Source organism: Longimicrobiaceae bacterium (assembly GCA_036375715.1).
Taxonomy (GTDB): Bacteria; Gemmatimonadota; Gemmatimonadetes; order Longimicrobiales; family Longimicrobiaceae; genus DASVBS01.
Genome location: DASVBS010000046.1, coordinates 15,897 through 36,522 on the forward strand (window position 1 = coordinate 15,897; position 20,626 = coordinate 36,522).

Genomic DNA, 20,626 nt, shown 5'->3' on the forward strand with positions numbered 1-20,626 from the left:
CCAAAGAGTTCACGGAGGATTTCACAGAGGTCACGGAGGAGTTGTGTTTCCCCTGGCCTTTTTCCAGGCGCGAAATGCGGAATCCCGCGCCGACCAGGAGTCAGCGCGGGATTCCCCGCTGTTGTCGTGGATGACAAACTCCCGATCACCCCGCCCGCGGTCGCCCCCTTTCGCGGCGCTTCTCCACCACGCGCAGAGCGGTGCTCCGCGTCTCCCCGCCGCTCCAGGCGCGGCGAGCGAGGGCCGTGGGGGAGAGCCCGGCCGGGCGGCTCGGCGAGCTCCGCTGGTCGAGCACCATGAAGTAGACCAGCTCTTTCCAGCTGGGCGAGAGCCCCACCTGCTCGGCGTACAGCGCAACGGCGTCTGCGATGCTCCGATGGTGCTCGAGCAGGTCGGCGAACTCGTGCGCGTTCTCCACGTGCGCCCAGAAGATCGCGGTCTCGGTGCGCCCGGTGTGGAACTCGACCCACTTGCGCAGCTCCAGGTTCACCCGCCCGCGCAGCCGCCGCCGGATGTGGCGCAGGGTCGAGTCCGGATCCTCCCAGCGCACCTCCCGCTTGGAGTCCGCATCCTCGGTGACCTCGATCGGGCGCGGCAACAGGCGCCGGCCGAGGGCCACGAAGACCTCCTGGGAAAGGTTCGCGGCCTCCATCGAAGTGAGCTTGTGCAGCCGCGCGTAGATATCCAGCGCCCGGCGCGGCTCCATCTCCCCCTCGACGTGCTCCAGCAGCTCCATCGCCTGCTGAAAGTGAACCTCCATCAAGCGCTTGCGCGCGACGGCCGTGGTCAGGTCCAGCTGTCGGCGCAGCGGGACGGGAAGATTTGACGAATGGATGCTTCGGGCCATGCCTCTGGGGAGTGAATCGGGTGGGGAACCTCACCTCGGTTCCGGTCCGGTGCTCGCGCGCCGGCGGGGCGTGTCCACTGAGTATCGGAACCTCCCATCGGATACTTTCGCGGCGGCACCCGACCGAAACCGTCTCCCTGACAAGCGACGGCGCGGGCGGAAGCGAGCCTGGCGACTTTTCGCCCGCCGACCCGCCTCACCCGCGCCACCAGGCCACGCCGCGCCACCCGCCCGCTACGTGCTGATTACGCGCGTGATCGCGCTCCGCTGCTCGCCCGCTGCAGGCTCAACCCGCGTAGGCGCGCCGCAGCTCCCCGATGTCGATCTTCTTCATCTTCAACATTGCTTCCATCGCCCGTTCCGCCCCCGGAGACATGGGGTCTTTCAGCATCTCTCCCATCCCGGTGGGCACCACCTGCCAGGAGACTCCGAAGCGGTCCTTCAGCCAGCCGCACTGCTGGGCAGCGGGATCGCCGCCCGCGGTCAGCCGGTCCCAGTAGTAGTCGATCTCCTCCTGTGTCTCGCACAGGATCTGAAGCGAGATCGCCTCGTTGAAGGTGAAGCTGGGTCCGCCGTTGAGAGCCGTGAACTGCAGGCCATCCAGCTCGAAGTCGACGGTCATGACGCTGCCTGGCTCGCGCCCGTGGATCTCCTGCCCGGCCTTGCCGTAGCGGACGATCTCGCGGATGCGCGAGTTCGGGAAGATGTCGACGTAGTAGTTCGCGGCCTCCTCGGCCTGGTCGGAGAACCAGAGGCATGGTGCGATGCGGCTGGAAACGCTCATGGATGCCTTCCGCGTGAGGGTGGGTTGACGCAGCCGGCCGGCGCGCGCGGCTGTCGTTCATCCACGCGTCGAAGAAGGTGGAAGCATTTCGACATCCATCTGCAGGGAGGCGATGCGGATGGCTGTGCTCCGATCAGGGGCGGGTTTTCAGCGAGGTTTCAGGAAGGGGTGAGCGAGCGTGCAGCATTGCCTCGCTGCTGCGCTGGTCCAGAAGCTTCTCCAGGAACTCGACCTGTTGCTGGAGGCGCTCCACGTCCGCCTGCAACTGGTCGACGGCAGCCTCGAGCTGCTCGATCCTGCCGGGGGCGGGCGGTGCCGGTGGAGACAGCCGCGCCACCTTCGACACGATGCCGGAGAAGCCCGGCAGCGTGGCCACCGTGGTGAGCCCCGGGATCCAGGCGAGTGATTCGACCTCCGGCGGCAGGGGAGCGAGCGCATTCTGCGGCGCGAGCGGCGTCAGCGCGGCGCTGAACCGCACGGCATCCTTCTTCGGAATCCGAATCCGGACCCGTCGCCCGGCGCTCTCCACCAGGATCTGGTAGCTGCGAACGCGCGGTCCGTGCTCCAGACGCGAGATCTGATCGCGGCGCACCTCCACCTGCCGGCGCGCGTAGCGCTCCTGTAGGATACAGAGAAGGCGCTCATCCGTGGCGACCACCAGCCAGCGTCGTGCCGGGCGCAGGCGCGGACGGCGGGAGAGAAGCAGCTTGCCGAGCACGAGCCCGCGAATGCGCTCCTCCGCTTCGAGCACGTGGGGCAGCGTCCGGAACTCGCGCAGCTCCCACCAGTGTTCACCTTCGCCGATCTCTCTGAGCTGCGCGTCGATGGCGCCGCGGTCCACTGGCATCTCTGTCTCTGAAATGGGGCGTCAGACGTGATCTACCGCCGCCTCGACTCCCTCATGCCGGGCGCAGTGCGCGCAGCAGTAGAAGGTTCCGTTCGCCTCGATCCCGTGCCCGGTGATCTTGACGCCGCAGTGGTTGCAGACCGGGGCCAGCTTGTGAATCGCGCACTCGAAGCTGTCGAATACGTGGCGATTCCCGGCGGTGATCACCTCGAAGGAGAGGTAGTAGTCGTTGCCGCAGACCTCACAACTGGCCATGACGACCTCCTGGTAGGGGAGATAACGACGCCGGATCAGGAGTCTGCATTGATCGCACCATAGGGGGCGGCGGTACGGGGTTCGCCGAACCGCAAGATGAATTTCAGTGCGATGCGCGGCAAGCCGCCTCTCCCCAGTAGTCGCTCGACACCATCGCCACGTCACCACTCGACCTGCGCTCGCGCGCCGGCAGAGTTCTGGCGTGAGTCTTGACGCGAGCCGATGGGCGAAATCGAGCTGGATCCGCCGCAGCACGCCGGCTCCGCGGCCATCCGGCCCTCACTCGAAATCAGCGAGGAGGTGCATCGTGCGCTTTTCGCTCCTACTCACCGTGGCCGTGCTGCTGGTGGCGGCGTGCTCTCCTTTCCGCCGGTCCAACCCGAACGACGTGACGGTGTGTGTAATCAACAACACCGTGATGGGAACGCTACGAGTGTGGAGCGACGTCTTCGGTCGCACGCACAACGTGCCGAGCGGTGATCGCCAGTGCAGCCGCGTGGGAAGTGGCGGAGGCGAGGTCCGGCTCTATGCCGAGACGATCGGCGGGGGTATCGAGGGACCAGCCCGTGGAGTCGCAGTCGTGCCCAATCGCCCCGGTGAATGCTGGCTGTGGGACTTCCGGGGGTTCAACGACAACGGCAACCTGGTTCCCTGCGAGTTCGAGCGGAACCGGGATCGCGGCGGAGATCAGAACCAGGAAGGATAGCGCCGGGGTGGAGACGGGCCGCCCTCACTCGGGTGGAGAGAGCGGCTCCTCGGCCACCGGCCAGCCATCCTCCTTCCAGGTGAGCGGCCGGATCTGCAGCTTCGAGCGGCCCTCGTCCTCCGCATCGTAAAAGTGGTGGACGAGGTAGTACTGCTCGCCTTCCTGCAGGATCGAGTTGTGCCCCGGCCCCCGCACCCGTCCCATCGACGAAAGCAGCACCTCTCCCCCGCCGCTCAGCATCGGCTCGCCGCGCTCGTCCTCGTAGGGTCCGGTGATCTGCTTGGAGCGCCCGACCCGGATGTTGTAACTGCTGCGGATGCCGCGGCAACACATGTCGTACGAGGCGAAAAGGTAGTAGTACTCCCCGCGGCGCACGATGAACGGCGCCTCCAGCGCCTGCCGGTTGTTCGGCCCCTGTGTCACCGCCGGCCCCCGACGTGACGCGACCGAATAGAGAGTCGTGTCCGTCTCTGAGAGCAGGCCGGTCGTCGGGTCGACCCGGCGCATCTTGATCCCGCCCCAGAACGATCCCCAGCTCAGCCACGGTTGACCGTCCGCGTCGAGCGCAAGGTTGGGATCGATCGCGTTGAAGGTGCTCACGCCGGGCTCGGAGGTCACCACCGGGCCGTGGTTCTCCCAGCGATAACGCGGGTCCAGCGGATCGAGCGTCACGTTGGTCGCCAGACCGATCGCCGAGCGCTGGCTACCGAAGCTGGAGACCGAGTAGTAGAGATGGTAGCGATCGTTGAAGTAGGAGATGTCGGGCGCCCAGAGGCTGCCGCGTGACTCGGGAACGACCTCGCGGATCCACGCTGGCGCCTCCTGGAACACCCGACCGGCGTCCTCCCACGTCACGAGGTCCTCGGACCGCTTGATGGGAATGCCCCGCCCGGTCGAGAAGATGTAGTAGGTGTCGCCCGCCTTGATGATGGCGGGATCGTGCACCCGAATGTCGCCCCGCTGGGCCGCGAGGGGCGCCGCTCCGGCGGAGGAGAGCAGGACCAGCGCTGCCAGAATCGACCACACACTCGCGCGTGAGGCCGAACACAGGCGCGGCCTCATACGCCCTCCCGCCCCCTCGACCGCGGCGCGGGCGTCCCCGCCTCTGGAGCGCCGCCCTGGCGCCGGTGCCACTCCTCGCGAAAGAGATCGAAGTGATAGCTCTGCATGGGGTGTTCGCGGATGAAATCCTCGTTCAGCTCCACTCCCAACCCGGGCCCGCCGGGAATCGGGAAGTAGCCGTCCACCACTTCGGGGTAGCCCGGCCCGGTGGCCGCCTGCTTCACCCACGGATCGACGAAGTCGTTGAAGTGCTCCTGGATGCGGAAGTTGGTAGTACAGGCGGCAAGGTGCAGGCAGGCGGCGGTGCTCAGAGGTCCGCCCACGTTATGAGGCGCGAAGGTGACGTAGTGGGCCTCCGCCATCGCCGCGATCTTCTTCCCCTCCAGTAGCCCGCACGACTGGGTGATGTCAGTCTGCAAAACGTCCACGCAGCCCCGCTCGAGCAGGTCCCTGACCTCGTAGCGGGTGTGGACGCGCTCCCCCGTGGCGATAGGGATGCGGATCTTCCTCGCCGCCCTGGCGAGCGCGTCGGCGTTGTCGGGAGGCACGGGCTCCTCGATCCAGCTCGGCTCGAAGGGGGCGAGCTGGCGGGCAATGGAGGCGGCCGCCGCCGGGCTGAAGCGTCCGTGCATCTCGATCAGGATCTCCACGTCCGGCCCCACCGCATCCCGCACCGCCTCCACCAGCGAGGTCGCCAGCCGCGCCTCCCGGCGCTCCAGCTCGTAGAAGCCGGCGCCGAAGGGGTCGAGCTTCAGCGCGCGATAGCCCCGCTCCACCACGCGCTGGGCTGCCGCGTGGAACTCCTCCGGGGTCCTCTCGACCGTATACCAGCCGTTCGCGTAGGCCTTGATGCGGTCGCGGACGGCGCCTCCGAGGAGGCGATATACCGGCTGGCCGAGCGCTTTACCCATGAGATCCCAGCAGGCCATCTCCACCAGGGCGATCCCCATTCCGGCGATGTCGGCGACGCGGGCGAAATCCCCGTGAAACATGCGGTGAACGAGCCGCTCCACGTCAAAAGGATCGCTGCCGATCACGTAGCGTCCGCTCGCGGCCGCCAGGTAGGCGAGCACCGCTTCGGTGCGGTTCACGCTGCGCGCTTCGGAGACTCCCGTGAGGCCTTCGTCGGTCTCCAGCTTCAGGAACACGAGGTTTCGCCAGGGGGTGCCGAGCACCAGGGGAACCACGTTCGTGATGATCATGAGGCGACGGTTGGAGGTTGCGATCCCCGGGAAGGGCGGCGTGGACGACAACAGACTACGTCCGGAAGGTGACGATCGCGTGCCCATGAAAAGGAACCGCCGGACAAGCTGAACTTGCAGCGGCCACGCCGCCAGCGCTATCGTGCGGGCGCGGCGCCTCTCCCACACGGGCGCCTCGTTCGTCATCCACTCCGCTTACCCACCAGAATGAGGACCACCGTGCAGCAAGTCAGCCGCAAGGCACGGTTCGGCGTACGCGCCGGCGCCGGGCTCTTTCTGAGCTTTCTCCTGGGCACTGCCTGTACCGGCTCCGATGCGGAGCGGCAGGGAATGGCCCCGGTCGAGGAGGTCCCACCCTTCGAAGCCTCCGTGGTCACCCTCGATTCCCCCCAGGCCGCGCAGGCGGCCGCCGCAGCGGAACAGGCGGTGAACGCACAGGTGGCCGACGGACTGGAGCTGAGCCTCTGGGCGTCCGAGCAGCTCATTGCCGATCCGATCGCCATCTCCATCGATAGTCTGGGACGAGCCTTCGTGACCCGGACGAGCCGCACGGATCAGGCGGAGATCGATATCCGCGGGCACCAGGACTGGATGGTGGAGTCGATCACCTTCACCGATGTCGAGGACAAGCGCCGGTTCTACATGCGCGAGCTCGCGCCCGAGCGCAGCGCGGAGAACGAGTGGCTCGAGGACTACAACGGCGACGGGTCGCGGGATTGGCGCGATCTCACCGTCCACAAGGAGAGCGTCTACCGCCTCGAGGACCGCAACGGAGACGGCGTCGCCGACTTCTCCCAGAAGGTCATCGAGGGCTTCAACGACGTGATCTCCGACGTCGCGCATGGCATCCTCGCCTACGACGACCAGCTCATCCTCACCCTCTCGCCCGACATCTGGCGCCTGCGCGACGAGGACGGCGACGGGGTGATGGATACCCGACAATCCATCGCCCACGGTTCGGGTATTCACATCGGCTTCGGTGGCCACGGCCTCTCGAGCCCGGTGATCGGCCCGGACGGCAGGCTCTACTGGAAGATGGGCGACCTCGGCCTCAGCTACACCACTCCGGAGGGGGAACGCCTCGTCAACACCAACAGCGGCGCCATCATCCGGGCGGAGCCCGACGGCAGCAACATGGAGCTGTTTGCGACCGGGCTGCGCAACCCGCAGGAGTTCGCCTTCGACAAGTACGGCAACCTCATCTCGGTGGACAATGACGGCGATCACCCGGGTGAGTCGGAGCGGGTGGTCTACATCACCCAGGGCTCCGACGCCGGCTGGCGGATCAACTGGCAGTTCGGTAAGTACGTCGATCCGGACAACAACACCTACAAGGTCTGGATGGACGAGGGGCTGTACCGCCCGCGTTTCGAGGGCCAGGCGGCCTACATCACCCCGCCCATCGCCTCGTATCATCCGGGTCCGTCGGGCTTCGCCTACAACCCGGGTACGGCGCTGAGCGACGAGTGGGATGACCACTTCTTCGTCACCATCTTCCCGGGCTCGCCCAGCAACGCCCGCGTCAACGGCTTCACGCTGGAGCCGAAGGGGGCCGGCTTTGAGCTCGGCGAGGACAAAGAGGTGGTGCGCGGCGTCCTCTCTGTCGGCATCAATTTCGGGCCCGACGGCGCCCTCTATCTGACGGACTGGACCAACGGGTGGGCGCCGAATGACAGCGGCCGCGTCTGGAAGCTGGATACCCCGGCCACCGCGAATTCGGAGATTCGCCGGCAGACGCAGCAGCTCATCGCCGAGCCGTTCACCGACCGGCCAACCAACGAGCTGGTGCAGCTCCTCGAGCACGAGGATATGCGGGTGCGCCTGAAGGCCCAGTTCCACCTGGTGGACCGCGGCGCGGCGGAGGAGCTGCTCGCAGTGGCGAACGAGTCGGACAACCAGCTCGCCCGCATCCACGCCCTGTGGGGCATCGGACAGCTCTCCCGTCGCGATTTGTCGCACGCGCAGAAGCTCGTGCCTTTCCTGCAGGACGACGACGGGGAGATACGGGCCCAGGCGGCCAAGCTGTTGGGAGACGTCCGCTATGCGGAGGCCGCAGACCAGCTCGTCGCCCTGCTCGCCGACCCGGCACCGCGCGCCCGGTTCTTTGCCGCGGAGGCGCTGGGGCGCATCGGTTACCGCCCGGCGGTGCAGCCCATCGTGCAGATGCTCGCCGAGAATGACGGCGAGGACGTCTACCTCCGCCAGGCCGGCGCGACCGCCCTGGCGCGCATCGGTGACGCGAATGCGCTCGCGGCACTGGCGGACCATCCGTCGCGCGCGGTGAGGGTGGCGGCGGTCATCGCCCTGCGGCGGATGAAGGATCCTGCGATCGCCCGCTTCATGCAGGACGAGGATGAGTACGTGGTCACGGAGGCGGCGCGGGCGATCAACGACGACGGCGGCATCGAGGGGGCGCTCCCGGCGCTGGCCGCCGCGCTAGAGGAAACCCGGTTCACCAGCGAGCCGCTCCTGCGGCGGGCGATCAACGCCAACCTGCGGTTGGGCAGCGCCGAGGCCGCCCAGCGCGTCGCCGACTACGCCCTGCGGACAGACGCGCCGGACTCCCTCCGCGCCGAGGCGGTGGCGGTGCTCGGTGTCTGGCCCGCCCCGTCGATCCTCGACCGGGTAGACGGCTATCACATCGGTGCGGTGCAGCGGGACACCTCCATCGCGCGCGATGCCCTCACCCGCCTGATCGAGCCGCTCTTCGATTCCGGCAACGCCGTGATCGAGGTGGCGCTCGCCGAAGCGATCGGCCGCCTGGGGGTGATCGAGGCGGCCCCGCAGCTGCTGACCAAGGCGCAGTCCGGAGAGACACTCGAAGTCCGGATCGCCGCCATCGAGGCGCTGCAGCGGCTGGGAGATCCGCGGCTCGGCGACGCCGTTCGCACGGCGCTGACGGACGAGGAGACGCGCGTCCGGATGGCCGCGCTGACCGCTCTGACCGAGGCGAACCTCCCTGAGGATACCAAGGTGGAGCTGCTCACCTCGGTGGTACGCGAGGGGGGCGTTGCGGAGAAGCAGGCGGCGCTCGCGGCGCTCGGCGAGCTCGAGGGGGAGAGCGCCCGAGAGGCGCTCACACAGCTCGTCAACGATCTGATCGCGGGCCGGGTGGACCCGGGGATCCAGCTCGACGTGGCCGAGGCAGCTCGGGCGACCGGGCACCAGCCCTTGATCGCGCAGTTGGACCAGTACGACGCCGAGCGAAAGGCGAGCGGCGATCCGCTCGTCGAATACGGGGACGCGTTGCACGGCGGGGATGCCCGCGCGGGCCAGCGGGTCGTCTTCCAGAATCCCGCTGCGCAGTGTACCCGTTGCCACAGCATCACCGGCAACGCGGCGGGGGCTAACGTCGGACCCCCGTTGCGCGGGGTGGCCTCCAGGCTGAGCCGGCAGCAGCTGCTCGAGGCGCTCGTTGCTCCGAGTGCGAGGATCGCTCCCGGGTTCGGCACGGAGGGCTCGCCTTCCGCGATGCCTCCGATGGGCCAGATCCTCACCCGGCGCGAGATCCGCGACGTGGTGGAGTTCCTGAGCCAGCTTCAATAGCGCGGGGCAGCGTTGCTGGCACCAGGAGTAAATCGCGAAGCCCCGGCGGGCACCCGCCGGGGCTTCGAATCGCCAGTGCCGCTGGCGTTTGGACGGGTCAATCCCGTCGACGCCAACTCTCTTCTTCGCGCTCCGCCAGCAAGTCCTCCAGCGCGGCGATATCTTCCTGCCACAGGTATTTGAGACGGGGATGTAAGCGGGTGTATTCCTGCAGCCCGCGGAGGAGGCAATGAAGGTCCACCCCTTCGAAATCCTCCCGGAAAGCTTCGAGCAGAGCCTCCTGGCGACCTTTGATCCAGAGGATCTCGCCGTCGTGCATGCGCATGCCGATGGCTTCACCGTCGGTGATGTACTCGACGGCGTTTCGCCACGGCATGACGTCGCGCACTTTGAGTCCGTTCGGAAGTCTGCGGGGGAGGTAGAAGCGATCGGGGAGGCGGATCCTGCGAATCCGGCGGTTCCTCCCGACCTCGAGGGGGTTGGATACCGTGGGCGTGCTCATCGGCTCCTCCGTACGGCTTCCCGGATCGCCACGGCGACTCGGCATCGCCGATCGGCGTATCGGGGAAGGGGTGGATGGGTGGACGGTAAGCATCATCTCCTGGACACGGTTCTCGCGGGACGGCCCAAGTCTGCGACCGTCCTGAGCTTCCACAGCCTATGGCAAGTTGGGCGCCACTGGAGGTGAAGTGCTCGCCGACGGCGTCGCGCCATCGTATCCTATCGGCTATTCCGAGTGATCTGCGCCCGGGTGTCTCCGTCCGAAGGGCGAAGCCCCCAGCTTCAGCGGAGGCGCCCGCGTGATCTGCTCCCCATCTCCTTCCGGGAACGTCCTATGGCTCCAATCCAGCGAATCACGATGGTTCTGACTCTCCTCGCGGCGCTCTGCTCGGCGACCCCTCTGAGAGGTCAGGAGCCCGCCCGCGATCAGGACGCGGAAGCCCGCGCACGGCAGGAAAGGCTGCTGAACGACTGGGCGAACCTCGCGCGTTATCGAGAGGAGAACGCGGCTCTGGGGGATCCGAAGCCGGGAGAGCAGCGGGTGGTCTTCATCGGGAACTCGATCACCGAGGGGTGGGCCCGCTACTTCGACGAGCAGTTCCCCGGCAAGCCCTACATCGGACGGGGGATCGGCGGTCAGACCACGCCGCAGATGCTGGTGCGCTTCCGCCAGGACGTGATCGACCTGAAGCCCGCGGTGGTGGTCATTCTCGCGGGGACGAACGACATCGCGGGGAACACGGGCCCATCCACCCCGGAGATGATCCAGGGGAACCTGGCTTCCATGGCGGAGCTTGCCCGTGCCCACGGGATCGAGGTGGTCCTCTCCTCCATCCTGCCCGCCTCCGACTATCCCTGGCGTCCCGGCCTGAACCCCGGCCCGAAGATCGTGGCCATCAACGAGTGGCTGAAGCAGTACGCGGAGGAGAACGACTTCGTCTACCTGGACTACCATTCCGCCATGGTCAACGACGAGCTCGGCCTTTCCCCGGAGCTAGCGCGGGACGGGGTGCACCCGACCGAGGCCGGCTACCAGATCATGGCGCGGCTCGCTGAGGAAGCCATCGCCAAGGCACTCGCCAAGCGCGCAGGTCGGTCGCAGTAACGGTTGCGGTTCGGGAGCTACGCGGGCGCATGGGGCGTCTGCGGCTGTCTCATCGGCAGACGAGGGGGGCCGGGTACCGGATCATCGTCGCGTCCGGCCGGTATGTGGATGGGTAGAAAGAGGATGGGCCGGCCGAGGCGCCGGCCGTGGTGAACCGCAACGTCAGAGAATGATCGTGATCCCTTGTTTCCGGCAATCGATGCGAGCGCTGCGCCCTTTTTGTGCCGCTCTGCTGTTGCCAGCGGTGCTCATCGGCTGCCGGGATCGTTCGCGTGTGGCCCAAGCCGGCGGCGAAGCGCCGGAAGAGAGCCGCTTCACCCGCACCTTCGTGGCGGAGGGGCTCGACGAGCCGATGGCGATGGATTTCGATGCGGACGGCCGGGTCTACGTCATCGAGCGCACCGGGGGGTTGCGGCGGATCGACCCCGAGACGGGGGAGAACGTCACCCTCGGCAAGATTCCCGTCTTCACGGACGGTGAGGGCGGGTTGCTGGGAATCCTGCTCGACCGCGACTTCGAGCGGACCCGGCGGCTCTTCCTCTACTACACGGCGGCCGGCGACGAGCGCATCGCCCGCCTTTCCCGGTTCAATCTTGGCCCCGACGGAATGCTCGATCCGAGCTCGGAGAAGGTGTTGCTGAGCTGGGAGCACGATGTCGCCTCGCACATGGGCGGGGGGATGGCCTGGGAGCCGGGAACCGGGAATCTCCTGCTGGCAGTCGGCGAGAACTCCATCCCCACCCAGTACACACCCATCCACTGGACGGAGCCGGGCGGGCGCCGCGAGGACTCACAGCGCACCGCCGCCAACACCAACGACCTCAGAGGCAAGATCCTCCGCATCCACCCGGAGGAGGACGGCAGCTACACGATCCCGGAGGGCAACCTATTTCCGCCGGGCACGCCCGGAACTCGTCCGGAGATCTATACCATGGGGAACCGCAATCCGTGGCGGATCTCCTTCGACTCGGAGCGCGGGTCGCTTCACTGGGGCGAGATCGGACCCGACGCTGGGCGCGATTCGGCAGGAATTGGCCCGCGGGGCTACGACGAGTTCAACGTGGCCACCGGACCGGGCAATTTCGGGTGGCCGTACTTCATCGGGTACAACCTCGCCTACAACAGCTACGATCGAGAGACGGGCACCTACGGCCCCCCTTTCGATCCCGAGCATCCGCAGAACCTCTCGCCCAACAATACCGGGCTGCGAGACCTTCCGCCGGCGCAACCGGCGGTTCTCGCTTACCCGTACGCGGTCTCGGAGGAGTTTCCGCAACTCAGCAGCGGCGGACGGGCGGCCGTGGGCGGACCGGTGTTCCGCAAGGCGGACTTCGCCGATGCTCCGCGCCCGTTCCCCGACTACTACGAGGGCGGCTGGTTCGTAGTGGACTTCGTCCGCAACTGGATCATGGTCCTGCGGCTGAACGACGAGCTGACGCGGGTGGTCTCGATGGAGCGCTTCCTGCCCCGGGAGCGCTACAACATGCCCATCGACATGCGCTTCTCGCCGCTGGGCGACCTGTACGTGCTGGAGTACGGGGCGGCTCCGAGCGGTCGACTTTCCCGCATCTCCTACAATGCCGGGAATCGTCCACCGGTCGTGACGCTGGCGGCGGATCGCACGGCGGGCGCCGTTCCGCTGCGGGTGGCGTTGTCCACGGCGGGCACCGTTGACCCCGATGGCGACGAGCTCTCGTTTGACTGGGAGCTGACCGCTCCGGGTACGGCTTCCGGCGCTTCGCCCTCCCTGCGCGGCGAGCGTCCGGAGCTGACCCTCACGGAGCCCGGCGAGTACCGCGTGCGCCTCGTTGGCACGGACCCGGGGGGAGCGAGCGACACCGCCTCGCTGGTGATCCTGGCGGGCAACGAGCCGCCCTCGGTGGACCTGACGATCACCGCCGGGAACCGCAGCTTCTACTTCGTCGGCGATACGATCGCTTACACCGTCGACGTCGCGGACCAGGAGGATGGGTCCCTCAGCCAGGGCGGGATCGCGGCGGCGGCGGTCGACGTGACGCTGGAGTTCCTGCCCTCGGGGATCAGTGGCGAGGATCTCGAAGGGATCGACAGCGTGCCGGCCACGGTATCGATGCGGAAGGCGCGGGCCGAGGGGATCATGGCGGGGAGTGACTGCGCTGCCTGTCACAGCGTGGACGCGCCTCTGGTCGGCCCCGCGTTCGGCCAGGTGGCCGAGCGTTACCGCGAGGATCCCCAGGCGATTCCGTATCTGACGCAGAAGATCATCGCCGGAGGGAGCGGGGTCTGGGGGGATGTGCCCATGCCCGCCCACCCGGGGCTGAGCACGGCGCAGGCTCGAACGCTTGCGGAGTACGTGCTCTCCCTGGGCGACGAAGCCTCGGGGCCGCTGCCAATTCCGCCGAGGGGGTCGGTCGTGCTCGATCCGGGTGAGCCCGCCCGTCCGGGCTCGGCCTACCTCCTGCGCGCGAGCTATACCGATCAGGGTGCGCCCGGTGCGGCGCCGATCCGGGAGGCGCAGACGATCCTGCTCCGCTATCCGCGCTTCGCGCCGGAAGAAGCGGATTCGATATCCGAGGGGACCTCCTTCACACCGTCGACCAACGACCCTGGCTTCATCATCAATGCCGACGGGGCGCACCTTGGTTTCCGCGGGGTCGATCTGGAGGGGATCGGAGCGATCGAGGTCGGGGCGCTGACCCGCTTCTACACCTGGTCGCACTTCATTGGCGGGAGCATGGAGGTGCGGCTCGACGCCGTCGACGGATCGCTCATCGGTGGCCCGGTGGAGCTCGTGCCGCCGCCGCCGCCGGCACCGAGAGGGGATCCGGGGCAGGCTGCGCCGTCCGCGGGGATGGTGCTCGGCGCTGACCTGGAGCCGCCGACCCGCATCCCCATCCGGGCCACGACGGGATTGCACGACGTCTACATCGTCTTCCGCAATCCTGACGCACGGGAAACCGACGCCCTCATGCTGCTCCGTTCGATTGAGTTCCTCAGGGGAGAGCCGGGCCAGTGAGTGTTCTGCGCCGGTTCACCCGTTGCTTCCGTAGCGCCGGCGCGGGCGAACGCGCCACGCGGGCTGTTGGACGAGCGGTCCGGGGCTGTAGATGCGCCGCCCGGACGGGTGCGAGGGCAACCGCGATCGTTACCATCTGCTGGAGCGCCGGCCTCGCCGCGTGCGCTCCGTCGGTCCGCCCGCCTGCGTCGGCCCCGCCGGGATTCGTTTCGCTTTTCGACGGGCGCACCCTGAACGGCTGGCACGTCAGCCGGACCTCTCACCAGGGCACCACCCCCGACGTGCGGGTCGAGGACGGAGCGATTGTCCTGCGGCAGAACCCCTACGGCCAGGGGGGCGTGCTGCTGACGGACCGCGAGTACGGCGATTTCGAGCTGTACCTGGAGGTCCTCCCGGATCGGGGCACCAACGGCGGCATCTTCTTCCGCTCCACGGAGAGCGGCTCGGCGTACCAGATCGAGGTGGAGGGCGCCGGCCTCGGCGGAACCGGCAACCTGCTGGGGGAGATGCTGAGGGTGACCACCGACGCCCGGGCGGAACGGCTGAGGGAGGTGTGGAAGGAGGGGAGCTGGAACTCCTTCCGCCTGCGCGTCCAGGGCGAAGTCCCCAGGATCACCCTCTGGGTGAACGAGACGTTGATGTGGGACGTGGTGGCGGAGCGAAACGACCACGTCGTCGGGGCGCGTGAGGGGCACATCGGGCTGCAGGTGCACTGGAGCAGCACCTACTCGCCGGTGCCTGGTGGAAGCTGCTGCGAGCGCTCGTGGCGCCCGGGCGCGGCGCACCGCTACCGCAACGTCTGGATCCGCGAGCTGCCATGATCGGTCGGTCGCTTCTCGCTGCGCTCTTTTTGATTCTCCTGGTCGTCGCGAACGGAGCCGGCCAGGAGCGAGTGGTGACCAACCAGCTCGGCATGGAGTTCGTGCGGATCGAGCCGGGGAGCATGGTCGTTGGGCGCTTTCAACCCACCTGCGCGGAGCCGGACCCGCAGGCGGATGCGGATCCGCGCACCGCGTGGACCGAGCAGGACTATCGCCGTTGTCGGGAGATCGTGAACCGTCAGGCATCGCCAGGATTCACGGTAACGATCCAGGAGCCTTTCTACATCGGCCGCTATGAAGTGACGCAGGACGAGTGGCGGCAGGTGATGGGGTCGAATCCCTCCTTCTTCCAGGGCGATCGGATAGAGGGAGGCTCCGGCAGGCACCCGGTGGAGAGCGTGACCTGGGAGGAGGCGCTCGCCTTCGCCAAGCGCCTCAGCGAGCTCGATCCCGAGGCCGACTACCGGCTTCCCACCGAATTCGAGTGGGAATACGCGGCCCGCGCCGGGATGGATCGCGAGCCAAGCTGGGAGGAGATCCGGGCGAGTGCCTGGATCGGCCTGGTCGACAAGGGGACTACGCAACCGGTGGGCGGGAAGGCACCGAATGCCTGGGGGCTGTACGACATGCTCGGCAACGTCTGGGAATGGGTGGCGGACTTCTACAACGGTAGAGTCTTCCCCGACCCGGAGCCGCCAACGGAAGGTGCCACCCACGTGCTGCGGGGCGGCAGCTTCCTCTCCGACGTGAAGAACGCCACCTGGTTCACGCACGCCGGAGGTCCTGGTAACGGCTTCGACGTCGGTCTCCGCCTCGTCCGCGAGGCCCACTGACGCACCCGATCGCCACTGGCCTGCTCTGGATACGGCGTGTCCGCTCTGGACAACGACCGCCGCTCGTCCCAACCTAACGTGGCCTTCCGAACGCCTCATCGGAAGCTACTCCCCCTTTTCCTGAAGCCCGTCAGAAGCCGATGAGACTTCCGTCCCTATCTGCCGGCCGCTTTCTGCTGGCCGCGATTCTCGTTCTCCTGCTCGGCTGCGATCGCTCTCGGGCCGAGCCCCGTGTTCTCGTCTTCGGCTCCCCTGATGCGGGGACGCGTGAGATGGTTGGCGTGCTCGCGGAGGAGGCGAGTCGCAACGACGTGGAGCTGCGGATGAGCAGCGATCCGGCGGTGGTCACGGAAGACAGCCTGGCCCTCTATCGCGGCTTCGTCCTCCTGAACACCTCGGCCGACGAGCTGACCCATCGTGCGCAGGCTGACCTGCGCCGCTTCATCGAGGCTGGCGGCGGGTTCCTGTTCATCGGAGCGAAGCCGGCTCGCACCTGGCCGTGGCTGGACTCGATTGCCGCGGGCCCCGAGGGTCCGGTGGAAGCCGCGGAAAACGTGTATCTGATCCGTTCTGGTACGCAGCCAGAGGACTGGCAGGACCAGGGCTTCCTCGAGCGCCTGAGGGAGGGCTTCGCGCTGGCCGCCGGCGGCGAACCGCGCTATGGACGAATCGAGTCCGAGCGTGTGCCTGACGCCAGCCGCTTCGAGCAGCAGATTCTGGTGGAGGGAACGCTGAACGAGCCGACGGAGCTCGCCGTCGCCTCCGACGGACGGGTGTTCTTCACCGAGCGGCAGGGCGCGCTGAAGCTGTACGATCCGGCAACCGGCAGTGACCGGGTGATCCACCAGTTCGACGTCTTCACCGAGGAGGAGAACGGGCTGATCGGGATCACCCTGGATCCGAACTTCGACAGCAACGGTTGGATCTACATCACCCGCACGGTGGGCGATACGCTCGACGCCCGTCATCGGGTGGCGCGCTTTACCTTCGACGGCCAAGCCATCGGCGACGAGCGCGTGCTCCTCGAGGTGCCCATCGACCGCGGTTGCTGTCACACCGGCGGGTCGATGACCTTCGACGGTCACGGCAACCTGCTCGTCTCCTTCGGCGACAACTCGAACCCCTTCGCCACCTCCTACGCCCCTCTCGACGACCGGCCCGGTCGGGAGCTGTGGGACGCGCGCCGGTCCAGCGCGAACACGCAGGACCTTCGCGGTAAGATCATCCGCATTCGCCCGCAACCGGACGGGACGTACACGATCCCTGAGGGGAACCTCTTCACGGATCCGGAACAGGGGCGCCCCGAGATCTACACCATGGGGCACCGAAACCCGTACCGGATCAGCTACGACCCGGTGCGTGATTACCTCTTCTGGGGGGATGTGGGACCGGACGCGCGAGCCGACAGCACCACCGGCCCGATGGGTTACGACGAGGTGAATCGTGCGCGGGAGGCAGGGAACTTCGGCTGGCCTCTGTTCATCGCCGACAACAAGGCCTACCACGATCGTGATTTCGCTACGGGTACGGTGGGCGAGCCTTTCGATCCTGCGCGGCCGATCAACGACTCCCGCAACAACACGGGAGCGCGCGTGCTTCCCCCCGCGCAGCCGGCGATGATCTACTACCCTTACGAGCGGAGCGAGGAGTTTCCCCGCGTCGGGGAAGGGGGAAGGACCGCGATGGCCGGTCCCCTGTACCGGACGGCTCCGTTCGGCGATTCCGACGTGCGCCTGCCCGACTACTACGACGGCAAGTTCATCCACTACGACTGGATCCGTGGGTGGATGATGGCCACCACGCTGGACGAGAACGGCGACTACGTCTCCATGGAGCCGTTTCTCGAGCACCTGACCTTCGATCACCCCATGGATCTGGAGGTCGGTCCGGACGGCTCGCTGTACCTGCTCGAGTACGGGCCGCTCTGGTTCGCGCCGAATCCCGCGGCGCGGCTGAGCCGCATCGTCTACCACCGTGACAACCGGCCGCCGCGGGCGGTGATCTCCGCCAGTCCCGCGGAGGGCGCCGCTCCGCTCGAGGTGACCCTTTCCGCGGAGGGCTCCGCCGATCCGGACGAGGACGACCGGCTGGAGTACCGCTGGCTCTTCGCCGACGGTAGCTCTCTCACCGGGCAGTCGATCACGCGCACCTTCGAGCAGGCCGGCGAGCACGTCGTGCAGCTCGTCGTCTCCGACGGCTCCGGTGCCGCGGACACCGCGGCGACTACCGTGACGGTCGGCAACGACCCGCCGGTCCTGACGATCGACCTCGAGGGCAATCGGTCCTTCTTCTGGAATGCCGCCACGCGCAACTACCATGTCTCGGTTCGGGACACGGAAGATGGCACGCTGGGGGAGGGAGCGGACCCGACGCGCCTGCGGGTTGCTCTTGAGTTCCAGCCGGGAATCCCGCTCGCCGCCGAGCCTGTCGGCCATCAGACCGAGCAGACTCCGGCCGGATTGGCCTACATCCAGCAAAGTGACTGCAGCGGGTGCCACGGGATCAACGAGGCCTCCGTGGGCCCGAGCTTCCGTCGAGTCGCCGAGCGCTACGCTGGCGCGGACACTGCAGCAGAGCGCCTCGTCCGCAAGATCATCGAGGGAGGGAGCGGGGTCTGGGGAGACCAGGTGATGCCTGCCCACCCGGATATGAGCGAGGACGTGGCGGCCGAGATCGTCCGCTACATCTTCTCCCTGGTTGCTCCGGGAGAGACCCTGCCGACGGAAGGAATGCTGACGCTCAACCGGCACCAGCCGGGAGAGACCGGGGCCTACGTGCTCACGGCGACCTACGTCGATGGCGGGGCGAGTGGAGCGCCCCCGCTGGAGGCGCGGCAACAGGTGGTGCTTCATGCCCCCGTGATTCGCGCCACGGATGTGGCAGACCGGTGGGGGATGCTGGCTCCGGCGGATTCGGCCAACGCGGCCGAGGGAAGCCCGCTGGCCGTGGTGGCGGACGGAGCGTACCTCCACCTCGGCGCGCTCGACCTCACTGGCGTGGCCCAGTTGGTGGTGACGCTGGAGGAGGTGAGCGGCGAAATCACCCTCGAGCTCCGCGCCGGAGCTCCTGATGGCGAGAGGATTGCGACAGGATCGGTGACGGCACCGTCTATGGCGGCACCGGTCGAGGCGCCTCTGACGCTAGCCGCCGAAGGTGAGCACGACCTCTATCTCGTTGTACGCACGCAGGATCCGCTGGTTGGTCCCTGGTCACCTGCGGCGCGCATTCGATCGCTTCGCTTCGATCAGCGCGGGACCGGCGGGGCCGCGGGAACGGAGGCCGAATGAGGTTTTGAGCTCGAGCTCAGGCATCCGTACCCAAAACCCGATCCGTCAATAGAGCAGTAGACGCGTCCGAGTCTGTCATCGCCGGCTGAAGCCGAGCCGGTCGCCCGGTCATCAACAGCGGAGGTGCACATGCCGAGTGGACAGCTCAAGCAGGCTCTTGGACAGCTCTTCGGTAGAGGCGCCGCGGGGGTGGCGATGCCCACGCCGATGAATCGGGCGGAGGTGGAGGCGGCGGTCGGAGAGAAGCGGAGCCTCGCCGGTGTGGATCTGAGCGGCGTCGACCTCACCGGCCTCTCCCTGGCAGGTATGGATCTGCAGGGGACGAACCTCCAGGGAGCCAACCTGCGAGGGGTGGTCCTGAGCGGTGCGAACCTCAGCGACACGCGGCTCTCCGGGGTCGATCTGACGGGCGCCAACCTCGCCGGCGCGAACCTCACGGACGCTAACTGCCTCCGCACCGGGGCGAACCCGGATCAACCGGTGGTGTTACGTGAGGCCAATCTGGTTGGGGCGGTGATGCTCGGCTCCAACCTTGCGCACGCGGATCTCTCCGGGGCCAACCTGGAGGGCGCCGTCCTCAGGGAGGCGAACTTCAACGCCGCCGACTTCACGGGCGCCCGGCTGGTCAATGCGAACCTCGATGGGGTCAATCTACGCCGCGCGCGGCTCGAGGGCGCGGACCTGACCGGCGCCGATCTCTCCACCGCCGACCTGACCCGCGCTGCCTGCGCGCGCGCATCCTTCGCGGGGGCTACGCTGCGGCGCGCCAGTCTCGCCGAGGCCGACCTGCAGGACTGCGACTTCACCGGGGCAAACCTGACGGAGACCGACCTGGAGCGTAGCGATCTCCGCCGCGCGCGGGTTCGGGACGCGACCGTGCTGCGGGCCGACTTCGACGACGCGAAATTGGAGGATGCGGATCTATCCGGTCTCGATACGAGCACCGCATACAACCTGAACGGGTAGGCGGGTCAGACCGCGGTGAGGAAGTCGGGCGCTCAGCCCCGACCAACGTCGCACCGACCCCGCCTGTAGAAGACAGGGCCGCCCCTCCGGCGAGGGGCGGCCTTTTTAGGGAGGCGCAGTGCGTCCGCGCGTCCCGGCGTACACCCGCACTTCGATCTGGTATGTTGAAGAAACCGTCCTACGTCCTGCTGCTCCTCTCGGCGAGCCTGTCGCTCGCTGCCTTTGCCTGGTCCACGCCGCGCACGACCACGGCTGTGCCTCGAGCTGTGATCGAGTCTCACGCCGCGGCGGCACCCATACGGCTGACGGTGGCTCCCAGCGGCAACGTGGCTCGCTATCGCGTGCGGGAGCAGCTCGTGGGGCGAGATCTACCCAACGACGCCGTTGGCGAGACCAGCAAGGTGAGCGGCGCCATCGTAATCGACGAGTCCGGGAAGATCGTGCGCGAGGAGTCGCGGATCGTGGTGGACGTGACGGCGCTGAAGAGCGACTCGGATCGGCGGGACGGCTACGTGCAGCGCCGGCTGCTGGAGGGCGAGCAGCATCCGATGGTGACCTTCGTGCCCACCGAGGTGCACGGGCTCAGCGGAGCGCTCCCGACCAGCGGGACCGCGAATCTTCACCTGGTCGGCGACCTGACGGTGAAGGGCGTGACCCGGCCCACCGCCTGGCAGGTGACGGCTCGCTTCAACGGCCAGCAGATCACCGGCTCCGCCTCCACCGCCTTCACCTTCGATGACTTCAATCTGACCCAGCCGAGGGTACCGGTACTCCTCAGCGTGGCGGACACGATCCGGCTGGAATACGACTTTACGCTGGTGCGGGAGGGGGAGACGGAATAGCCGAGGATAATTACGAATTACGAGTTG

16 protein-coding genes are annotated in these 20,626 nt (G+C 67.6%); 9 read left to right on the plus strand and 7 right to left on the minus strand.

From position 1 onward, the window contains the following. Nucleotides 1–145: 145 nt before the first annotated feature. The 4 genes from VF167_08945 to VF167_08960 all read right to left on the minus strand — a co-directional run bounded on the left by VF167_08945 (nt 146) and on the right by VF167_08960 (nt 2,733). Complete coding sequence (locus VF167_08945; protein ID HEX6925545.1) at nt 146–847, minus strand: hypothetical protein; 702 nt, start codon at nt 845–847, stop codon at nt 146–148. Nucleotides 848–1,133: 286 nt separating this feature from the next. Further along, the gene (locus VF167_08950) at nt 1,134–1,631 is read right to left on the minus strand and encodes a VOC family protein (protein ID HEX6925546.1); all 498 of its coding nucleotides are present in this window, start codon (nt 1,629–1,631) and stop codon (nt 1,134–1,136) included. Between the two features lie 133 nt (nt 1,632–1,764). Continuing rightward, nucleotides 1,765–2,478 (minus strand): hypothetical protein, encoded by a 714-nt coding sequence (locus tag VF167_08955; GenBank protein ID HEX6925547.1) that lies wholly within the window; start codon nt 2,476–2,478, stop codon nt 1,765–1,767. Nucleotides 2,479–2,499: 21 nt separating this feature from the next. Then, nucleotides 2,500–2,733 carry a hypothetical protein gene (locus tag VF167_08960; GenBank protein ID HEX6925548.1) on the minus strand — a complete coding sequence of 78 codons (234 nt, stop codon included), beginning with the start codon at nt 2,731–2,733 and terminating at the stop codon, nt 2,500–2,502. Between the two features lie 307 nt (nt 2,734–3,040). Here VF167_08960 and VF167_08965 point away from each other — a divergent pair, with 307 nt between their 5' ends. Beyond that, complete coding sequence (locus VF167_08965; GenBank protein ID HEX6925549.1) at nt 3,041–3,439, plus strand: hypothetical protein; 399 nt, start codon at nt 3,041–3,043, stop codon at nt 3,437–3,439. Nucleotides 3,440–3,463: 24 nt separating this feature from the next. On the opposite strand, the gene VF167_08970 is transcribed toward VF167_08965, so the two are convergent. Together VF167_08970 and VF167_08975 are read right to left on the minus strand one after the other, a co-directional pair. Further along, nucleotides 3,464–4,501: an arabinan endo-1,5-alpha-L-arabinosidase gene (locus tag VF167_08970; GenBank protein ID HEX6925550.1), complete on the minus strand. Its 1,038-nt coding sequence runs from the start codon at nt 4,499–4,501 to the stop codon at nt 3,464–3,466. After that, the gene (locus tag VF167_08975) at nt 4,498–5,703 is read right to left on the minus strand and encodes a mandelate racemase/muconate lactonizing enzyme family protein (GenBank protein HEX6925551.1); all 1,206 of its coding nucleotides are present in this window, start codon (nt 5,701–5,703) and stop codon (nt 4,498–4,500) included. The genes VF167_08970 and VF167_08975 overlap by 4 nt, the downstream gene beginning before the upstream one ends. Nucleotides 5,704–5,922: 219 nt before the next feature. Here VF167_08975 and VF167_08980 point away from each other — a divergent pair, with 219 nt between their 5' ends. Further along, complete coding sequence (locus tag VF167_08980; GenBank protein HEX6925552.1) at nt 5,923–9,249, plus strand: HEAT repeat domain-containing protein; 3,327 nt, start codon at nt 5,923–5,925, stop codon at nt 9,247–9,249. A gap of 97 nt (nt 9,250–9,346) precedes the next feature. Here VF167_08980 and VF167_08985 read toward each other — a convergent pair whose 3' ends face one another. Continuing rightward, entirely contained in the window at nt 9,347–9,751 is a 405-nt protein-coding gene (locus VF167_08985; protein ID HEX6925553.1) for a hypothetical protein, read from the minus strand. A 357-nt stretch (nt 9,752–10,108) separates the two neighbouring features. Here VF167_08985 and VF167_08990 point away from each other — a divergent pair, with 357 nt between their 5' ends. The 7 genes from VF167_08990 to VF167_09020 all read left to right on the plus strand — a co-directional run bounded on the left by VF167_08990 (nt 10,109) and on the right by VF167_09020 (nt 20,599). Then, nucleotides 10,109–10,855: an SGNH/GDSL hydrolase family protein gene (locus tag VF167_08990; protein ID HEX6925554.1), complete on the plus strand. Its 747-nt coding sequence runs from the start codon at nt 10,109–10,111 to the stop codon at nt 10,853–10,855. Nucleotides 10,856–11,024: 169 nt separating this feature from the next. After that, entirely contained in the window at nt 11,025–13,850 is a 2,826-nt protein-coding gene (locus tag VF167_08995; GenBank protein ID HEX6925555.1) for a PQQ-dependent sugar dehydrogenase, read from the plus strand. Beyond that, nucleotides 13,847–14,671 (plus strand): DUF1080 domain-containing protein, encoded by an 825-nt coding sequence (locus VF167_09000; GenBank protein HEX6925556.1) that lies wholly within the window; start codon nt 13,847–13,849, stop codon nt 14,669–14,671. The genes VF167_08995 and VF167_09000 overlap by 4 nt, the downstream gene beginning before the upstream one ends. Continuing rightward, nucleotides 14,668–15,504, plus strand: a complete 837-nt coding sequence (locus VF167_09005; GenBank protein ID HEX6925557.1) for a formylglycine-generating enzyme family protein — start codon at nt 14,668–14,670, stop codon at nt 15,502–15,504. The genes VF167_09000 and VF167_09005 overlap by 4 nt, the downstream gene beginning before the upstream one ends. Nucleotides 15,505–15,644: 140 nt before the next feature. Beyond that, nucleotides 15,645–18,791: a PQQ-dependent sugar dehydrogenase gene (locus VF167_09010; protein ID HEX6925558.1), complete on the plus strand. Its 3,147-nt coding sequence runs from the start codon at nt 15,645–15,647 to the stop codon at nt 18,789–18,791. A gap of 129 nt (nt 18,792–18,920) precedes the next feature. Further along, on the plus strand, nt 18,921–19,757 hold the full coding sequence (locus VF167_09015) for a pentapeptide repeat-containing protein (GenBank protein ID HEX6925559.1): 837 nt from the start codon (nt 18,921–18,923) through the stop codon (nt 19,755–19,757). Nucleotides 19,758–19,918: 161 nt separating this feature from the next. After that, complete coding sequence (locus tag VF167_09020) at nt 19,919–20,599, plus strand: YceI family protein (GenBank protein HEX6925560.1); 681 nt, start codon at nt 19,919–19,921, stop codon at nt 20,597–20,599. Nucleotides 20,600–20,626: the final 27 nt, after the last annotated feature.

Coding starts and splice junctions, on each gene's coding strand:
- VF167_08945 (HEX6925545.1), bottom strand. CDS start 847: ATGGCCCGAAGCATCCATTCGTCAAATCTTCCCGTCCCGCTGCGCCGA.
- VF167_08950 (HEX6925546.1), bottom strand. CDS start 1,631: ATGAGCGTTTCCAGCCGCATCGCACCATGCCTCTGGTTCTCCGACCAG.
- VF167_08955 (HEX6925547.1), bottom strand. CDS start 2,478: ATGCCAGTGGACCGCGGCGCCATCGACGCGCAGCTCAGAGAGATCGGC.
- VF167_08960 (HEX6925548.1), bottom strand. CDS start 2,733: ATGGCCAGTTGTGAGGTCTGCGGCAACGACTACTACCTCTCCTTCGAG.
- VF167_08970 (HEX6925550.1), bottom strand. CDS start 4,501: ATGAGGCCGCGCCTGTGTTCGGCCTCACGCGCGAGTGTGTGGTCGATT.
- VF167_08975 (HEX6925551.1), bottom strand. CDS start 5,703: ATGATCATCACGAACGTGGTTCCCCTGGTGCTCGGCACCCCCTGGCGA.
- VF167_08985 (HEX6925553.1), bottom strand. CDS start 9,751: ATGAGCACGCCCACGGTATCCAACCCCCTCGAGGTCGGGAGGAACCGC.
- VF167_08990 (HEX6925554.1), top strand. CDS start 10,109: ATGGTTCTGACTCTCCTCGCGGCGCTCTGCTCGGCGACCCCTCTGAGA.
- VF167_08995 (HEX6925555.1), top strand. CDS start 11,025: ATGATCGTGATCCCTTGTTTCCGGCAATCGATGCGAGCGCTGCGCCCT.
- VF167_09005 (HEX6925557.1), top strand. CDS start 14,668: ATGATCGGTCGGTCGCTTCTCGCTGCGCTCTTTTTGATTCTCCTGGTC.
- VF167_09010 (HEX6925558.1), top strand. CDS start 15,645: ATGAGACTTCCGTCCCTATCTGCCGGCCGCTTTCTGCTGGCCGCGATT.
- VF167_09015 (HEX6925559.1), top strand. CDS start 18,921: ATGCCGAGTGGACAGCTCAAGCAGGCTCTTGGACAGCTCTTCGGTAGA.
- VF167_09020 (HEX6925560.1), top strand. CDS start 19,919: ATGTTGAAGAAACCGTCCTACGTCCTGCTGCTCCTCTCGGCGAGCCTG.